This window comes from Pseudoscardovia suis (genome assembly GCF_002797875.1).
In the GTDB taxonomy this organism is placed as follows: Bacteria; Actinomycetota; Actinomycetes; order Actinomycetales; family Bifidobacteriaceae; genus Pseudoscardovia; species Pseudoscardovia suis.
This window is the reverse complement of the sequence record NZ_PGFC01000003.1, coordinates 98256-114732: the sequence shown is the minus strand read 5'-3', so window position 1 is coordinate 114732 and position 16477 is coordinate 98256. Positions and strand designations below refer to the sequence as shown.

Below are 16477 nucleotides of genomic sequence, written 5' to 3'. Positions count from 1 at the left end.
GTTGGCGTTTCTTGGAATACGCATGGAGCTCGTGCAATTGGTCGCTATGACTTGTAAACTGACACGTGAGTCACACGTCGGAGGAAAACTATGACTGACAACGAACATAAGTATCCAGCGGATGAGTTCGACAATCCGCCGAGCGGACCCATCGGGATGCATCGCGGCAACCGCAGTCTTGCCGTGCGAATCGTGCCGTATCTCGTCACCATCGTGATCGCGGTGCTGTTGGGTGCTCTCGCGTGGGCGTTCTTCTCCGGTGCTTTCAACAGCAGAACGGATGCCTCCGTGGCGCAGTCGTCGAGCACGGCTGCGGAATCCTCTTCATCGGCTTCTGCCGTGGACACCGCATCCTCGTCGTCGAGCGACGCATCTTCCACCGACGCATCTTCTGCCGACGCTTCTTCCACGGAATCATCCGCGGATGCAACGGCGTCCTCCGATTCCTCGTCCTCCGCTGAGGAATCTCCGTCCGAATCTTCGTCGTCCTCCGCTGCGGCCAACACGGCAGCGCAGATCGTCGTCTACAACGGAAGCGGCGTGACCGGTGCGGCGGCATCCAATGCACAGACCTTGGAAAACAACGGCTATACGAACGTGACCGCGACGAATCCGGCCGACTACAATTCGCTGCCGTCCGCCACCACAGTGTGGTACCGCACGGACGCCGATCTGGCCACCGCCCAGGACGTGGCAGCCAAGCTGGGCGTCAGCCAAGTCGTGCAGGCCGGCAACATCAGCTCCGACGTGGCGGTCGTGCTGCGATAATCATGCTGTGATTAATCACGGCGGCATGACCGTCCGGCCGGTCCTTCGGCCTTGAAGTGGCCGGCCAGAAGTGTCCGGTCAGTGGCATGCACGTGGGTTTGCATATGAATCGGGGAGGCGACATCACAGCGATGCCGCCTCCCCGATTCATATGCTGTTTTGCGCTGTCTGTTGATGCTCTGTTTATGTGCTGTGCGCTGTTCCATGCGCTGCTCAAGCACCGTATCGAGCGCTCATGCATATGGCTCATGCATATGGCTCATGCATATGGCTGACTGCACGTGTGATCCGTGCACGCCTCACATGCCGAAGCCGACGTGCCTCGGTTCCTCTTCGCCCACGATCGCATAGCCGATTGCCTTGCCGTTGACGAGCACCGTCTCGCCCTTCTCATCGGTGAACTGCGCAATCGATCCCGCGTCAGTCGCTTCCTTGAGCGTCGCGGCGACGGATTCCGCGCTGTCCTTGGTGGTGAAACGAACGGGGCGCGCGACGTTCTGGATTCCGATTTCTACGTCCATGATGTCTCCTTGTCTGTGGTCAGGCGTGCGGTCTGTGGCCGGGCATGCGCTGTGTGAACGGGCATGCAAGCGTGGTGGGCGCTGGTGCGTCCGTAAGGCATGCGCGGTGTGATGCCGGTGTGTTGCCTCGCTTGTGCGGGCCACGCGTCGGCATGAGGCCGTTTTCACCCATTGTAAAGGACGAGGGCCTGCACATGAGGCGTGCAGGCCCTGTGATGCGCTTAGAGCGAAGCGGCGGCAATGTGCTCTTGTGCGGAGCGCGCAGTGAAATCTGCGCAGTGAGATCTGCAGAGTGGAATCTGCAGAGTGGAATCTGCAGTGGAATCTGCGGCGAGGCCAGCCGTGGAGCCTGCAGCGACAACAGCTGTGAAATCTGCACAATCAGTGCGTTGCATCACTCCTGCGGGGTTATCGCGAAATCCCCGGACGGATCGGTGGATTCCGCGTCATCCGCCACGATCTTGCCATGATGCGTGGTCGTGGCGGGTTCGTGGCCGGAGTCGTCGCTTGGTGTCTCGGGTGCCGTATCAGGGTCCGTCTCAGGGGCATCGCTGGCTGATTCATCGTTCATGCTGAAATGCGGGCGGATGATGCGCGCCGGGTCCTGGGGGCTGTCTTCTTCGAAATACGACGGCTGCTGCGGCAGCATGACCGTCGCAGTGTCCTCGGATTCGTGCACGTCGCGGGACTGATTGCTCGAAACGGTGTCGTCGGACCCGTGCCTGTGTGAGTAGCGCGCACCATAACGCACGGCGGGATGGAATTCATCGGAGAATTCATCCAAGCCATCGGCGTGCATCGCGTCCGAATAGATTTGCGTGGGGGAGGATTCCAACCCCGGTTCCTGGGGTTCTGTGTCGGGCGCAGTGACCGGTCGCAGACCAGTGCGCGTATGACGAGGGATGAACGACATGCTCAGCGCCGATTCCGTGACGGTTTGCATCGAATGGGTGTCATCGCCCAGATCGGCACCGCTGTGAGCATCGGATTGCGCTGACGTGCCGGTTGCGGTGTCAGCGTCTGCGTCTTGCTGCCCGCGCACTTGCGAGTCATCATGCGCCCAGGTCGTGTGCGAGGCGTGGGAGAGCCGTTCGAGATCCAGACCCACGGTATTGAGCTCCGGCAGGGAGAAATGCTGCACTTGCTCGCCAGGGGCGGCGGCACCGAATGCCTGCGTGCTTGCATCGTCGCCTGCATAAGCATCTGCGCGGGAAGTGGCACGTGCGGCGGGTGAAGTGGCAGGAGAGGTGGCGGTGCGCGCGGAGTTCGCTTCGGAGCGAGCGAAATCCGCGGCATTGACGGTATACGGTTGGTCGTTTCGATTCCCGTTCTGGCCTTGGGGACGCGCGTTGCTTGCAGGCTGGCCTGCATCGGTCTTGAGGTCGGGGTGTGCCAGAAGGTCGCCGACGGTGAGCGTCGTCGGATGCTCGAAGCGTCGCGATGAACCGGGGTGTGCGTTGTGTTCGGCGACGATGGCATGCGCCATGCGGTCAAGACGGGCCTTGAGGGTCATGATCTCCACATTGTCGGCGCGTTCCACGGCGGTGAGGAAGTCGCGCACCTGCTCCATTTGCACCCACATGCGGGCGCGCAGCATGATCATGTCGTCCATGCGCGATCCCATCACCCTGGCGTAGGCGGCGGTCACTGCTTCGCGGCGCTGCTGGTCAAGATACATGTAGATCCATGCCAGGTCGCGTGCAGGGTCATTGATCTGCAGGTCCTCCCAATGGATGAGCGCGGCCACGTCGTTCTTCTGGAACAATGCGTCGCCGTCCTTGAAGCCGCCGTGCACCACTCGGCAGCGGAAGTTGAACAACCCCGGTTCCTGAAGGGCGCCCTGCCATGCGCTGAGAATCTGCTGGGGAATCTGCTCGTTGTGGGAGAGGCTCTTGACCCATGCGCGCAGCTGGCGTTCGATCTGGTCGGCGGTGAACGAGGGGAACTTCGCCTGGCGGAAGAACTGCGGGCTCAGGCGGTGTATGGCGGCGATGGCAGCGCCCAGCGCACCACACTGGGATTCGGTGAGGTCGCTCAGTGGCGTCGCTTCGCCGTCGTAGTGCTTCGTCACCATGACGGCGAGCGCCTGCGGGCCGTCCTTTTTGTTGAGTGTTTTGAAATACCGTACGTTGTCAAGGTGGAAACGCAGCCCGACAGGCTCCTTTGCCTCGCGCATGCGGATGGCGGAGACTGCACGCCTCGACAGCAGGCGCACGGCATCGGCGCCTTGCGCAATCGTTGTGTCGTATTCCTTGCCTGCAGCATCCAGCACGACCACCGTCTGCAGGCCGTCGCGGTCGCCGGCCTCCAAGAACTGCTCGGAATCGCGCACGCCGGAAGGTGAGAAACCGGGGGCAATGGCGGCGGTGAGCGCTGCAGCTTCGTAGAGGGTCTTAGTCACAGTTATCCACAATAATACAGATAACGATTAAATTCAGACGGTGTGGGAGTGCCGTGCGGACTTTTTCATTGCGCATCGCGGCCGGAAATCCGCGGCCGGTAAGGTATGCGCACCATGTCGTGCCCTTATCGGTGCGCACCATGGTGATGGGCGCGGCATGGCGGACGGCATGGCATGATGGGTGGCAGCATGATGACGGCAGGCGGTGGATCCATTCGGAACGCCGCCCGCTTTGCAGGAAGGAACCTCATGGTTGGCGTGAAGCATATGGATCCCGAATCCTTGCTGGAAGGCCTTGACGAATCCCAGCGACGGGCGGCGGTGGCCACGAGCGGCCCCGTGCGCATCATCGCGGGCGCTGGTGCCGGCAAAACGCGCACGATCACCCGTCGCATCGCCTATGCGTGCGCGCTGGACGTGTGGAATCCCTCCCACGTGCTCGCCGTCACATTCTCCAAAAGAGCGGCGCAGGAGATGCATTCGAGACTGGACGGTCTGGGCTTCGGGGACGTGAAGGCGCGCACCTTCCATTCGGCGGCGTTGGGTCAGCTTCACTTGGTGTGGGATGCCGTGACCACCGACGCCTTCCCCGAGATTCACCAGAGCTCGCCGAAGGCGCTGGCGGAAGCCGTGCGCATCGTGACGAACCGGACCGACCTGGACAAAGGGGCGGTGCAGGACGTGGAATCCGAGATCAACTGGGCAAAGGTGAGCCTCATCGCTCCTCAGGATTACCCGACCGTGTGCAAGGCGACGGGGCGCGTGCCGCCGGCAGGGTTGGAACCGGATACCTTCGCGGAACTCGCTCAGGAATATGAGCGCCAGAAAGCGGCTGCCAACCGGATGGACTTCAATGACATCCTGCTGCTGGTGTGCCACATCATCGAACGATTCCCACGGCAGGCGCGGCGCATTCGCGGCGGCATCGATTGCATCACGGTCGACGAATACCAGGATGTCTCGCCTTTGCAGCATCGCCTCCTGCGCCTGTGGCTGGGGGACATCAACGAGGTGTGCGTTGTGGGGGATGCGGCCCAGACCATTTATTCGTTCGCAGGGGCGACGAGCTACTATCTGCGTGATTTCGCGCGGGAATTCGCTCCGGTGCATTCCGACATCGTGCTCAACCGGGATTACCGTTCCACGCCGCAGATCGTGCAGTATGCGAACCGTGTGCTTGCCGCTTCGCCGCACCGCGACGAGTATCTGGAACTCACATCAGCCCAGCCGAAGGGGCGGGACATCAGGCCGACGCGTTATGAGGACGACAGTGCGGAAGCGCAAGGAATCGCTGCGCGCATCAAGCGGTTGCAGGAGCATGGTGTGCCTTTGGGTGACATCGGCGTGCTGACCCGCACGAATGCGCAGCTCAAGCCCATCGCCAAAGCGCTCGAGGAGCGTGGAATCGCCAGTTCCGTGCGCAAGGTCGAGTTCACCGACGGAAATGAGAGCGAGACGACGCCTCAGAACGGGGACTGGGCGAGCGCAGGGATGAGCGGCAACGCGCCGTCGGATACCATGGCTGCACCATCGCCGGCAGCGTCCCTGGCGCCGGCGGAGAGAACCATTCCCGCTTCATCGCCGTCTACTCCCACCGCTGTTGCGACGCAGCGTCGCATGGCTGCCGAGGAACAGGCGTTGGCTCAGCTGACCCAATTACGCCAGCGGGGAAGCGCCACCACGATGCCGGCGCGGCAAACGGTGAGCCTTTCCACGATCCACGCGGCGAAGGGCCTCGAATGGAAGTATGTGTTCGTCGCCGGTTGCGCAGACGGGCTCATCCCGTATCATTCGCCCACTGATGAAAGCGAACGGGAAGAGGAGCGCCGCCTCATGTACGTGGCGGTCACGCGCGCCCAGAAAGAGCTGTTTCCCTCCTATGCGAGCACGGATGCGCCATCCACGGGGTATGCGCCGCATGAGCGCATGCTCAGCCCATTCCTGCGCGGCAAGTGATCCGCCCGGTTGGTCCGGCATCGTCGGCGAGGATGCCGCAGCTATCAGCTGGCATCGGCCGGCGGAGACGGGGGAGTGGGAGGCGTCGGAGGATCGTTGGTGTCATCGGCATTGTCGCCATCGGCATCGTTGACGTCGTCGAGCAGCTTGGCGAGCTCGGCGTCCCAATCAATGGAATGTGCGGGACTCGTCGCCGCATTGTCATTCGATTGCGTGGATGCTGCATCGCCGGAAGCGGCGTCGGAACGGACGGCCGCCGCAGGGGAATCGTCGGCAACCGTGGCGTCATCGCGGGAGGCCGTGCCCTTGTCGGTGTCATCGGTGCCATCGGTGGCATTGACAGCGCCATCGGCGGCGGGGATTTGCGGCAGGCAGTCTGGATGGCGCCAATGTGCGTCACGATCGTCGATTCCCTGTGCCGTGAGCTGTTCCCACACATGCGCGGCCTGCCGCATTGTGCGCGGATGCACGTGCAATCCCAGCAACGATTCCAGTGTCTGCTCAGCCGGGCCGCCTTCCACGCGCTCGCGGCGGCGCATCTCGAGCAGCTGATCGAGATGCGGCAGGTGCGCCATGCCGGCGCGCCATACGACGCAATCCACCCAGCCTTCCACCAGCGCCAGCAGGTTCTCGATGGAGCTGAGCACCTCCTGCTGCTCCGGTGTCTGGTCGGCGCCGACACGACTGAGATTGACCGCGCCGGACAACGCCTCGGGATTCATGGAATCCGCGTCGCGCAGCTCGGTCTCCATCAGGTCGGGGTCGATGGAAATGGAACGGGCGTATTTGTAGATGAGCGTTTCGAAACGCGACGGCAGCCATGCGACCGAGCTGAAAAGTCGCGCATGGGCTATTTCGATGAGCGCGAGGAACTGCATGACCTCACGGTCGTCCAGTTCGAGTTTCGCCGCATAATCCTTCGCATTCTGCACGATGAGCGCACCCGCCGGGTTGGCGGCCATGGGCAGGCCTTGGTCGAACGACCCATGCACTTCCGACGCCATGTCGCCGGCGACGGACCCCAATTGCAGCGAGAACGACAGGCTTCCCACGAAGCGCAGGATGTCAGCGACATCCATGTCCGGGGGAATGGGCAAGGAGATGGGGCCGGCGAACACGCCGGAGATTTTGCCGTCGAAATGATCGCCCAAACGTTCGCGTAACACATCCGACAGGGACTGCGACAGCTTGGTGACCACCGGGGTGGCGATCTTCGCCCAGCCGGGAAGCGTCTTGTCAACCCATTGTTCGCGCGACCACACGCCTGTCTCGCCCGGCGCGGGGTCGAACGACATCGTGGAATCCAGCCACAGGTTCGCCTCGCTGATGGCGTTGCGCATGTCCTCGGCGTCCTTGCCGTTGACCATGGGCTGGTAGTCCTTGGCAGCCTGCACCTTGCCATTGGCGAGGGCTTTGGCGAAATCCACGATGATGGGGCCGTTCTTCATTGCGGATTGCATGTCCGCCATCGTGTCGAGACCGCTGGTGTTGAGCGCGGTGAACAAGCCGCGCATCTGGGCGGGGTCAGGCAGTCCGTTGGCAGACGACTCCATCAGCTGGCGCTTGAGCTCGTCAGGCAGCTGCTGAAACTGCCTCCAAGCCTGCTCGCCCTGAAAGGGGCCGAAGGCTTCGAGCATCCATTGGTGCAAGGCATTCTCGTCCATGCTGCCATCCTGTCCGTGAATTTCCAAAGAATCTTAATGTTGTCTCTTATAGTATGGGAGCATGTCCGAAAAATCGCATGATGTCGATTCGAGTTCGCTCAGGGCGGCAAAAAAAGAAGACCCCTTGTCCACCGGTGGCACCGGCGCGGCAGCGGGGGAGTCGGTCCCGTCGCCTGTAATCCACCGCAATCCCTTTGCCTGGCTACGTGACGCGGTGCATGGCCGCATGGGTGCGCGCTACCTGCTGGGCGTGGTGTTCGCGGTGCTGTGCATCGTGGCGCTGTGCATTCCCAGCCCTTATGCGTTGCGGTATCCCGGCGGCACGCTCGACGTGCTGGGCGACGTGACAAGCGACGGCTCCACCGCCAAGGTCATCGACATCCAAGGTGCGCAGACATACGCGGATTCCGGCAAGCTGCTCATGACGACGGTGCTCGTGGCGGGTGCTGTGAGCCCCGCGCAGAACTGGGAGGCGCTCGCCGCTTATCTCAACAAGGATTCCGTCATCCTGCCCCGAGAGGCGGTGGTGCCCTATGGCACGTCGAGCGACGATTACGAATCCGAATCCACGGACCAGATGACGACCGCGGAGGATTCCGCCTCGACGAACGCCGTGCAGTATGTGCAACAGCATGGTCTTGTCAGCGGATTGTCGGCGGATTCCGTCAAAGTCACCATCACGCCCGGCGATGTGGGCGGCCCGTCGGCGGGTCTCATGTACACGCTCGGCGTCATTGACATGCTCACGCCCCAGCAGGAGACCGGCGGTCTGACGATTGCCGGCACCGGCACCATGGAATCGGACGGCACCGTGGGGGCCATCGGAGGCATACGTCAGAAGATGATCGGCGCCAAACACGACGGAGCCACCTGGTTCCTCGCGCCTGCATCCAACTGTGATGAAGTGGTGGGGCACGTGCCCGCCGGCATGCGGGACGTCGCGGTGTCCACGCTTGACGAAGCGTATCAGGCGCTTGTGGCGATAGGCGAGGGCAAGACCGACGGATTGCAGCAATGCACGACGCAGATTTACGAGCAGGCCACGGCATCGCAATCCGCATCCTGACCGTGGCACGCCCGCAAACTGGACGTCGAACAGTCATGTTACAGGGCGCTTGCTAAGCTGTTTTCCGTGTCTACAACAACGATCACACAAGCACAGGAGTTCGGATTCCATCCCGGAGACATCATTCAGGAATGGCTGTGGGATGACGACGTGGACGAGGGGCTGCGTCGCAAGATCGAAGACCTTACCGGCGAGGACCTCGTGGATGAGGACTACGATTCCGCCGTTGACGGCGCCATCATCTGGTGGCGTGACGGGGATGACGAGGATGCGCTTGCGGATACCATCATGGACGCTTCGGAACTCGTGGACGAAGGCGCTCCTTTCTGGATTATCACACCCAAGCCCGGCAGGGAAGGCAGCACGAATGCCGCGACATTGCAGTCCGCTGCAAAAACCGCGGGCATGAACGCCGCCACGCCGCTCACGGTTTCTGAAGACTGGAATGGTGTGCGCCTGCGTGCATTCGGCAAGGGCGCGGAGCGTGCCGACCGCATGGAGCGGGCGGAGCGCGACGACATGGACCTGCGCTGACATACAGAACGAATCGGGCCGCTGCGACTGGAGTGTCGCAGCGGCCCTCTTGCAACGTGCCTGTGTATGCCTCTACCGGTGGTCAGAGCCGCCTAGGGACTCCACGTAGCGCATTGCTTTATCCACGCCTTGCGCTGTGATTGCCTCGACAGCGGCTGAGAATCCCATGCGGTTTCCGGCGGCGAATCGCGTGACATCCTTCCATTGCGTGTCATTGGGATGGATATGCAGGTCGGCGAGCGTGCACGGCAGGCCGATGCGCCGATAGAAAGGCAGCAGCCTGTTGATTTCGTCTGTGTCGCCTTGCGCCGCCAGTTGCACGAGTATGCCCGTAGGCGACTTTTTCGCCGTGCGTGCTCAGCTGGGATTCAGGCAGCAGCGTGAGCGCATCATGCACCGCATGCGCCCCGGATGCGCGGGCAGACGCACCACCGAAACCTCCCACCGTGCCGCTCACGCCGATGATGGCATCGATGAGTGCCTTAAGCTGTGGTGCGGCAGCTGCGGTTGCGCCGGCGACAGTGACAGCAGTATCGGTGTCTGTGATATCTGCATCGCCCACGGCGGCATGATGGAGCGCGTCGAACTGCTGCAGGCCCTTGTCGGCGTTCTCAATCAGAATGTCGCGGATCAACCGTGCGGAAAGCTGCGCGAGGCGTTCGAAATCCCCAAGGCCTCGGGTACGTTCCAGCCGTGCGAAAATCGGCACGCTTTCATACCACTTGGCAAGGGTGTCGCCGATGCCGCCGATCAGAAAGCGACGCGGACCGGTTGCGATGAGAGCCGGATCGACGATGGTGAGCGCCGTGGCACGCGAATGCAGGGGCGAACTGGCGTAGCGGTGCTGTTCGTCGTAGTTCACCGACACCGGCGTGTATGCCGAGCACGTAGCGGCAAGCGTGGGCACCACGATGAGGTCGCAGCCGACGAGCTGTGCGACGTTTTTGGCTGTGTCCGACAGTTTGCCGCCGCCGATTGCGACAATGGCATCGGTGCGATCGGGAAGCGCCGCGGCAATCTGCCGGGCATTGCGTTCCGTGGCGCTGCCATCGTAGCGTTCGAGAGCGGTCAGAGGCACAACACCATGGTGAGCGGTCACATAGGTGTCGAACGCCTTCCATGAATCCTGGCCGGTGACGATGGCGGGGCTGCGGTAATCCTCAAGGAAGCGCCCTATGTGCAAGGCGGCACCGACGTGGCTTACATAGCGATTGGGACCGGGGCGCACATCCAGGTCATCGTTTTTCGCGCTGGTCATTGCAAGGCCTCCTGCGGGGCGCCATCCTGCAAGGCTCCATCCGGGGTTCCCGCTGGCGTCACTGCATAATCAGCTGCACTGACAGGCGTTTTCTCCCCAGCGGTCACCGCGAAAGGCAAGTGATTGCGCTTCGACGGGATCGGGCACGTGCAGAACCGGGAGAACGCGCACGGATAGTTGAAAGCGTAATTGAAATCAATGTGGTCAAGATCATCGAGATGCAGCGGGTCCAGATGCAGCACGCGGCCAATCGCATACGTCTGCCGGCCGCTCGTCTCATCCGAGAAAAACACCGTCACATGGCCGAACACATTGCATACGACAAGGCTATGATGCGCGCCGCCATGGTCGAACTCCACCGTGCCCACCGCCGGATACGACTGCAGCACCGTGCGCACCACAGAATCATGAATGTCGAGCTCGCCTGGCTGTGCCCGGCGGAATCGTGCGGGGATGCGCCATGATGGGTCCACGGGGTATGTGGGGATTCCTTGGAATTCGGCGCGTGCTTGAGCGTGAGGGTCCTTCACTCGGATCCAAAAGCGGTGGCGGTCGCGTGCGGCAATGTCTGTCTGGGAGTTGATCTCGATGCGCAGCTCGCCGTAATCGAAATAGCCGAGCGCCTCCTCGCCAAACAGGCTGGGGCGGAATCCGATGGCGGCGGTGATGGGTTCGCCGGCAAGCGTGATCGCGGCATCATTGGGTGAGGTGCTTTGCGCGGCGTCGACGCTCGCGGGCACGTAATAAAGCGTGTCGTCCTGGGCGTGCCAGACGCCGGGGATGCGGGGGACTCGCACGGTGTCTCCCTCGCCGAGCCATGTGATGGACACCGGCGCCAAGTAGCCGTGCGGCGCCGTGAGCTCTTCGATGCGCTGCGTGTGCCAGATGTTCCACTGCTGCCGATAGGGGTCGGCGATCGTGGCGTCGGCAAGGCGCGCGATCACGCTGGCGGAAAGATCGCCGTCGCCTGAGACGCCGCTGCCAGGCGTGTGATGCGTACCTTGGGCGAGGGGAGCGGGAGCGAGGGGAGCGGGAGTGAGGGAAACGGAGGATTGTGAGAAAAGCGACATGATGGTCCTTTCGGATGGTTGGAAAGTGTTGCTTTGGATGCGGGCGTTCGCCAGGCCTGAGGCATCAGTAGCTGAAGGCGGGCACATACGTGCCGTCATAGTTGGTGGAGATCACGTCCGCGACTTCCTTCGTGTGGTATGCGTCCACCACCTGTTGGTACGCGGAGTCATCCTTCTTGCTTGTCTGCGCCACAAGGATGTTCACGTAGGGCTTGAGCGAGGCATCGGAAGGATCGGGGTTCACGGCGAACACCGCGTCGCTCACCTTCTTGCCGGCGTCCACGATGAAATTCGCGTTCGTGATGCCGCCCGCATAATCAGGCAGCAGATTGACGATGGACGCCGCGTCGTTGAGCACGATTTCCACGCCGCTGGGATTCGAGGCGATGTCGTCGACGGTGGGATTCGCCTTGGTGTTGTCGTTGAGCTTGATGAGCCCCGCGGCGTCGAGCACCTTGAGGGCGCGGCCGGTGTTCGTGGCGTTGTTGGGGATGGCGATTTTGTCGCCTGCCTTGAAGTCGCTCACGCTCGTGTATTTGTCGGAATACAGGTTGAGCGGGCAGATGTATGTATCGGCGATCGGCGTGAGGTCGTATCCGTTGTCGTCGATCTCTTGCTGAAGGAACGCGTAATGCTGGAACGCCGTGAGGTCGAGCTCGCCGTCGGCTTGCGCGCGATTGGCGTAGATGCCGTCTTGGAACGACTTCGTTTCGATGGTGATGCCGGCGTTGCGTGAATCCAGGACCTGCTGCACGGTCTTCCAGATTTGCTCATCCGAATCGCCCACGAGGCCGACGGTGATGACGCGCGTGCCGGCGGCTTTGCGCGATTTCACGACGGAATAGCCGATGGCGCCTGCCGCGACGATGATGATAGCGATGAGCGCGGCGAGCAGCTTGCGGCGGGCGCGGGACTGGGATGACGTCGCCTTGACGGTGGTTTCGGTGGTGCTGGATTCAGGAGTGTTGTTGGTGGTATTGGGGGAGGTCATGGTTGTCCTTGTTGGTTGTGGTTGTTGTCTGTGATGTTGTCTGTCTGTGATGCTGTCTGTTTAGCTAATGGCGGTGCTAATGACGGTGCGGCAGCTTCAGTGCTCGGTGATATCCACCAGCTGCCGTCCGATGAACTCGATGACGCCGATGAGCAGCACCAGCACGATCACCGTGGCATACGTGGCGTCAAGCATGTAACGCTGGTATCCGTAGCGGATGGCGAAATCACCGAGGCCGCCGCCGCCCACGATGCCCACGACGGCGGTCAGACCGATGAGGCTCACGATCGCGATGATGCTCACGCGGATGATCGATGGCACCGCCTCACGCAGATACACGCGAAACACAATGCGTCCCGTGCTCATGCCCATCGCCTGCGCCGCCTCGACCAAGCCTGCGTCGATGCCAGCCAGCGCGGACTGTATCTGCCGGGTGAAAAACGGCGTGATGCCGACCACCAGCGGAAAGATGGCGCCCCGCGTGCCGATGGCAGTGCCAGAAATCGCACGTGTGACAGGCACAAGCGCGGCGGCAAGGATGATGAACGGAATGGAGCGGAACAGGTTCACCAGCTTGTCGAGCACATTGAACACCACGCTGTTCGGCGCAAGGCCATCCTTGGCGGTCAGTGTGAGAACGATGGCGAATGCGACGGCGAACACGAAAGAAATCACGCCGGAGATGAGCACCATGACGAACGTCTGGATGATGCTGTCGATGAACTCGGGCAGGCGGGCGGCGACGTTGGGGAACCACTGTGCTGCGATATTCGATGCTGCGATATTCGATGCAGCGATGCTTGATGCTGCGATGATTGAAGTGGGGGATGTCATGATGCGAGTACCTCGATTCCGATATTGCGGTTGCGCAGATAGTCCACGGCTGCGTCCACGCGGTCCTTGGCGCCATCAGCGATGACCACAAGGCCGCCCAGAGGCGAATCATCGATCACATCGATGTCGCCGACAATGATGTTCAGGTCGATGTCGAACGTGCGGGAGATGTGCGAGACAAGCGCTTCCGACACGTCCTTGGAGATGTAATGCATCTTGAGCAGCGTCTGACCGGGCCGAAGCTCGACAAGTGGCGAGCCGGATTCCAGCAGGTCGTTGACCTTGCCCAGGCTTGACGTCGTGGCGACGAACGCCTGCGTGAGCGGCGTGCGCGGATTGGCGAATACATCGAATGTGCGGCCTTCCTCGCAGATCGTGCCATGGTCAATCACCGCCACGCGCGAGCAGATTTCCTTGATGACAGACATCTGGTGCGTGATCACCACGATCGTGATGCCCAGTTCGTCATGAAGGCGGCGCAGCAGGGCGAGGATCGATTTCGTGGTAGCCGGATCGAGTGCACTTGTCGCCTCGTCGCTCAGCAGGATGCGCGGATTGTTGGCCAGTGCGCGGGCGATGGCGATGCGTTGCTTCTGTCCGCCCGACAGTTCGCTGGGATAGCTGTCGGCTTTGTCCGCCAGGCCGACGAGGCGCAACAGTTCGGCGATGCGCTCGCGGCGCTGCTGCGCGCTGAGTCCGGAATCGAGCAATGCGAGCTCGATGTTGCCCGCGGCGGTGCGCGACGGCATGAGGTTGAACGATTGGAAAATCATGCCGATGCCGCGGCGCAGGTCGCGCAGATCCTTGCCGTGCAGGTCGCGCACTTGCTTGCCTTGCACGGTGAGGGAGCCCGCGTCATAGGATTCCAGTCCGTTGATGCACCGCACGAGGGTGCTCTTGCCGGCGCCGGAAAGGCCGATGATGCCGTACACATCGCCGGGAGCGATGTCGAGGCTGACATCATGAAGCGCCGTCTTGGGGCCGTCGTCCGAGACGTAGATTTTCTTGAGGCCTCGGATCTGGATGCCGTCGGAGGCGGCTGCGGCAGCGCGGTCGGCATCGGTTGTGGTCGGCGTGGATGCTGCGGTGGTCGCGGTGGGATTGCTGGCAGTGTCATTGTCGACAGCGGAATTGTCAGCAGCGGAATTGTCGACAGTGGAATTGTCGACAGTGGAATTGTCAGCAGCGGCAGAAGTATGTGCAATGGTCATGGTCGTTCTCCTTTCTTCACCAAGCTGTGTTCAGAATTTCCACAACATCGTCAAAATCCAGCGGGGAATAATTGCCCACCGTCGACGTGCCGTCATGCGTGAGATTGCCAGCAATCGTGGCGATTGCTTCGCGGGGAATGTCCAATTCATGAAGGCTTGTTGCGAGGCCGAGCAGCTTGAAATGACGCTCGAGGGCATCCGCCAGTTCATTCGCAGCCTCCAGCGGCGTGTGGTCGTAGGAATCCACATGCAGCGCGCGCACGGCAAGCTGTGCATAGCGCTGCGGCGCGCGGCGTGCGATGACGCGGATGATGGACGGCAGAATCGCCGCAATGCCCTCGCCGTGGATGACGTCGAACTGTCCGCCGATCTCATGTTCGATGCGATGCGTCGTCCAATCGTTTTCGCTGCCGGTCGCCAAAAAGCAGTGATTGAACATCGTGGCCGACAGCCAGTGAAGCTCCGCGCGATTCTTCTCGTCAGCGGGGTCGGCGGCGTATTTCTCGCCTGCACGCAACGCCGCCACGAAACCGCCTTCGAGCAAGCGGTCAGCGGATTCAATATGCTCGCCGGCGGTGAAATACGGCTCGAGGAAGCCAACCGCCAGGTCCGCCGCCGCAGCAGCCTGATAGTGATAAGGGGCGGTGGCAGAGAACGCCGGGTCGACGATGGCGAAACGGGGGATGATCGTGCGGGTCTCCAGTGCGCGCTTGTCGTGGCCGTTTTGCAGCACGGCGCAGTCGGAAACCTCGGAGCCGCTGCCGGCGATCGTGGAGATGACGCCGACCGGCACGGTGTCGAGGACTTGCACCTTACCGGTGAACAAGTCCCACACGTCGCCGTCATAGCGCAAGCCGGCGCCCACGGCCTTTGCTGTGTCGAAGGAGCTGGCGCCGCCTGCCGCGATGATGAGATCCACGTGCTCGCGACGGGCCTGTTCGATGAGTGTGCGCACGAGGTCGATGCGGGGATTGGGCACGACGTCTCGTGTCTCGATGAGCGTGGCGCTTGGGTTGACGCGCTGGGCGGCGGCTTTCACTGCGGCCGTGATCCCCAGGTCGTCTATGTAATCGCCGCTGGCTACAAGCAGGATGGAGTGTGGCTCGTACGGTTCGATGAGCCGGTCAAGTTGGCTGAGCGCGCCTGTGCCGAAGGCCAACATGGCGGGCGTGAAATATGTGAAAGATGGGATGGGTGTGCCAATTGCCATGTGTGCCTCCTGTGCTTGGTGATGCGTGGTGCGGCGCGCTGGGTGCGACGATGATGTTCGCTGGCGGCGGGCGGCGCTTATGCGTGGCATGGTGTGCCATGCGCATGTGCTTGCGCTTGCTGTGGTGTGCGCGCTGTGCATGAGCGTGACCGTTGCGGCTGGCGGGGAGCGAGTGCTGGTTGCGCTGGTTAGTTGCGCTGTTAGCACTTGTCGCGCTGGTTGTGTCCTTTGCACAAGATGCGCCGGTTGGTTGCATCACGTTGTTGTGTGGTGTGTTTGCAGACTCGAGGCGACACAGGCAGAATGCACGTGCAGTGGACGACGCTTGCTGTGCACGGCACTAGGTTCTGGGGTGCATTGCAGGCATCAGGATGCTCGGCATACTGCGGAATGCAGTGGGGGAACGCGCATCCAACGGTGCAAGCGCAATGGCTGGCGCCTGCACCGTTGGATGGGATTGCGTGCCCGAGCTGATGTTTTGCACTATATGCGGCGTCGCGCTGCGCCACGGGGGAGGTGCTATCGGTTCTCGCGGGTGAACTTCATAGCCTGTTTTTATATCCGCCCTCGCCAGTCTGGTAACGGGATTGTTGGGGTGCCACCCCGCGGTTGTTGCTGTTTGGGGTGTTGGCTGGTCGTCTATGTGTGAGCGGTTGGTCGCGCATTGTGGTGTGGGCGGGGTGGATGTCGCTCTGGATGGCGGCTTGGGCTGTTATGTGTGAGTGGCGGCTGGCACATAGCGGGAGGTGTGGGGTGTGTGGCTGGTGGCGGGTTGTGGGAGTGGCTGTTTTCCGCGGTTGTTGTCTTCTGGGAGCGTTGACTGGTTGGTTATGTGTGAGTGGTGGCTGGCGCATTGGAGCGTGGGTGGGGCGGATGGTGTTTTCGTTGGCGGTTTGGGTGGTTATGTGTGAGTGGCGGCTGGCACATTGCGGGCGGTGTGGGGTGTGTGGCTGGTGGCGGGTTGCGGGAGTGGCTGTTTTCCGCGGTTGTTGT

Annotated in this window: 13 protein-coding genes; 4 read left to right on the top strand and 9 right to left on the bottom strand. The window is 62.0% G+C overall.

Going from position 1 to position 16477, the window contains the following annotated elements; translation table 11 throughout:
- Positions 1-90 precede the first annotated feature (90 nt).
- Positions 91-768 carry a LytR C-terminal domain-containing protein gene (locus CLV65_RS04765; RefSeq protein WP_094690812.1) on the top strand — a complete coding sequence of 226 codons (678 nt, stop codon included), beginning with the start codon at positions 91-93 and terminating at the stop codon, positions 766-768.
- Positions 769-1067: 299 nt separating this feature from the next.
- Here the strand turns inward: CLV65_RS04765 and CLV65_RS04760 are convergent, their stop codons facing one another.
- Both CLV65_RS04760 and CLV65_RS04755 read right to left on the bottom strand, forming a co-directional pair.
- Complete coding sequence (locus CLV65_RS04760; RefSeq protein ID WP_094690811.1) at positions 1068-1289, bottom strand: DUF3107 domain-containing protein; 222 nt, start codon at positions 1287-1289, stop codon at positions 1068-1070.
- Between the two features lie 394 nt (positions 1290-1683).
- Positions 1684-3690, bottom strand: a complete 2007-nt coding sequence (locus CLV65_RS04755) for a phosphotransferase (protein WP_157847223.1) — start codon at positions 3688-3690, stop codon at positions 1684-1686.
- Between the two features lie 249 nt (positions 3691-3939).
- Between CLV65_RS04755 and CLV65_RS04750 the strand changes: the two genes are divergently transcribed.
- The gene (locus CLV65_RS04750) at positions 3940-5646 is read left to right on the top strand and encodes an ATP-dependent helicase (RefSeq protein WP_158216089.1); all 1707 of its coding nucleotides are present in this window, start codon (positions 3940-3942) and stop codon (positions 5644-5646) included.
- Positions 5647-5690: 44 nt separating this feature from the next.
- On the opposite strand, the gene CLV65_RS04745 is transcribed toward CLV65_RS04750, so the two are convergent.
- Positions 5691-7310 carry a zinc-dependent metalloprotease gene (locus tag CLV65_RS04745; protein ID WP_094690808.1) on the bottom strand — a complete coding sequence of 540 codons (1620 nt, stop codon included), beginning with the start codon at positions 7308-7310 and terminating at the stop codon, positions 5691-5693.
- A gap of 61 nt (positions 7311-7371) precedes the next feature.
- Between CLV65_RS04745 and CLV65_RS04740 the strand changes: the two genes are divergently transcribed.
- Complete coding sequence (locus CLV65_RS04740; RefSeq protein ID WP_244569102.1) at positions 7372-8376, top strand: S16 family serine protease; 1005 nt, start codon at positions 7372-7374, stop codon at positions 8374-8376.
- Positions 8377-8433: 57 nt separating this feature from the next.
- On the top strand, positions 8434-8910 hold the full coding sequence (locus CLV65_RS04735) for a DUF3052 domain-containing protein (protein ID WP_094690807.1): 477 nt from the start codon (positions 8434-8436) through the stop codon (positions 8908-8910).
- A 211-nt stretch (positions 8911-9121) separates the two neighbouring features.
- Here CLV65_RS04735 and CLV65_RS04730 read toward each other — a convergent pair whose 3' ends face one another.
- The 6 genes from CLV65_RS04730 to CLV65_RS04705 all read right to left on the bottom strand — a co-directional run bounded on the left by CLV65_RS04730 (position 9122) and on the right by CLV65_RS04705 (position 15484).
- Entirely contained in the window at positions 9122-10168 is a 1047-nt protein-coding gene (locus CLV65_RS04730) for an iron-containing alcohol dehydrogenase (protein WP_244569100.1), read from the bottom strand.
- Entirely contained in the window at positions 10165-11238 is a 1074-nt protein-coding gene (locus CLV65_RS04725) for a DUF1684 domain-containing protein (protein WP_157847222.1), read from the bottom strand. The genes CLV65_RS04730 and CLV65_RS04725 overlap by 4 nt, the downstream gene beginning before the upstream one ends.
- Before the next feature lie 64 nt (positions 11239-11302).
- Positions 11303-12229, bottom strand: a complete 927-nt coding sequence (locus tag CLV65_RS04720) for a MetQ/NlpA family ABC transporter substrate-binding protein (protein ID WP_094690805.1) — start codon at positions 12227-12229, stop codon at positions 11303-11305.
- Positions 12230-12325: 96 nt separating this feature from the next.
- A complete protein-coding gene (locus tag CLV65_RS04715; RefSeq protein ID WP_094690804.1) occupies positions 12326-13063 on the bottom strand; it encodes a methionine ABC transporter permease in 738 nt (245 codons plus the stop codon).
- Positions 13060-14274 carry a methionine ABC transporter ATP-binding protein gene (locus tag CLV65_RS04710; protein WP_094690803.1) on the bottom strand — a complete coding sequence of 405 codons (1215 nt, stop codon included), beginning with the start codon at positions 14272-14274 and terminating at the stop codon, positions 13060-13062. Before CLV65_RS04710 ends, CLV65_RS04715 begins: the two co-directional genes overlap by 4 nt.
- A 16-nt stretch (positions 14275-14290) precedes the next feature.
- Entirely contained in the window at positions 14291-15484 is a 1194-nt protein-coding gene (locus CLV65_RS04705) for an iron-containing alcohol dehydrogenase (protein WP_094690802.1), read from the bottom strand.
- Positions 15485-16477 lie beyond the last annotated feature (993 nt).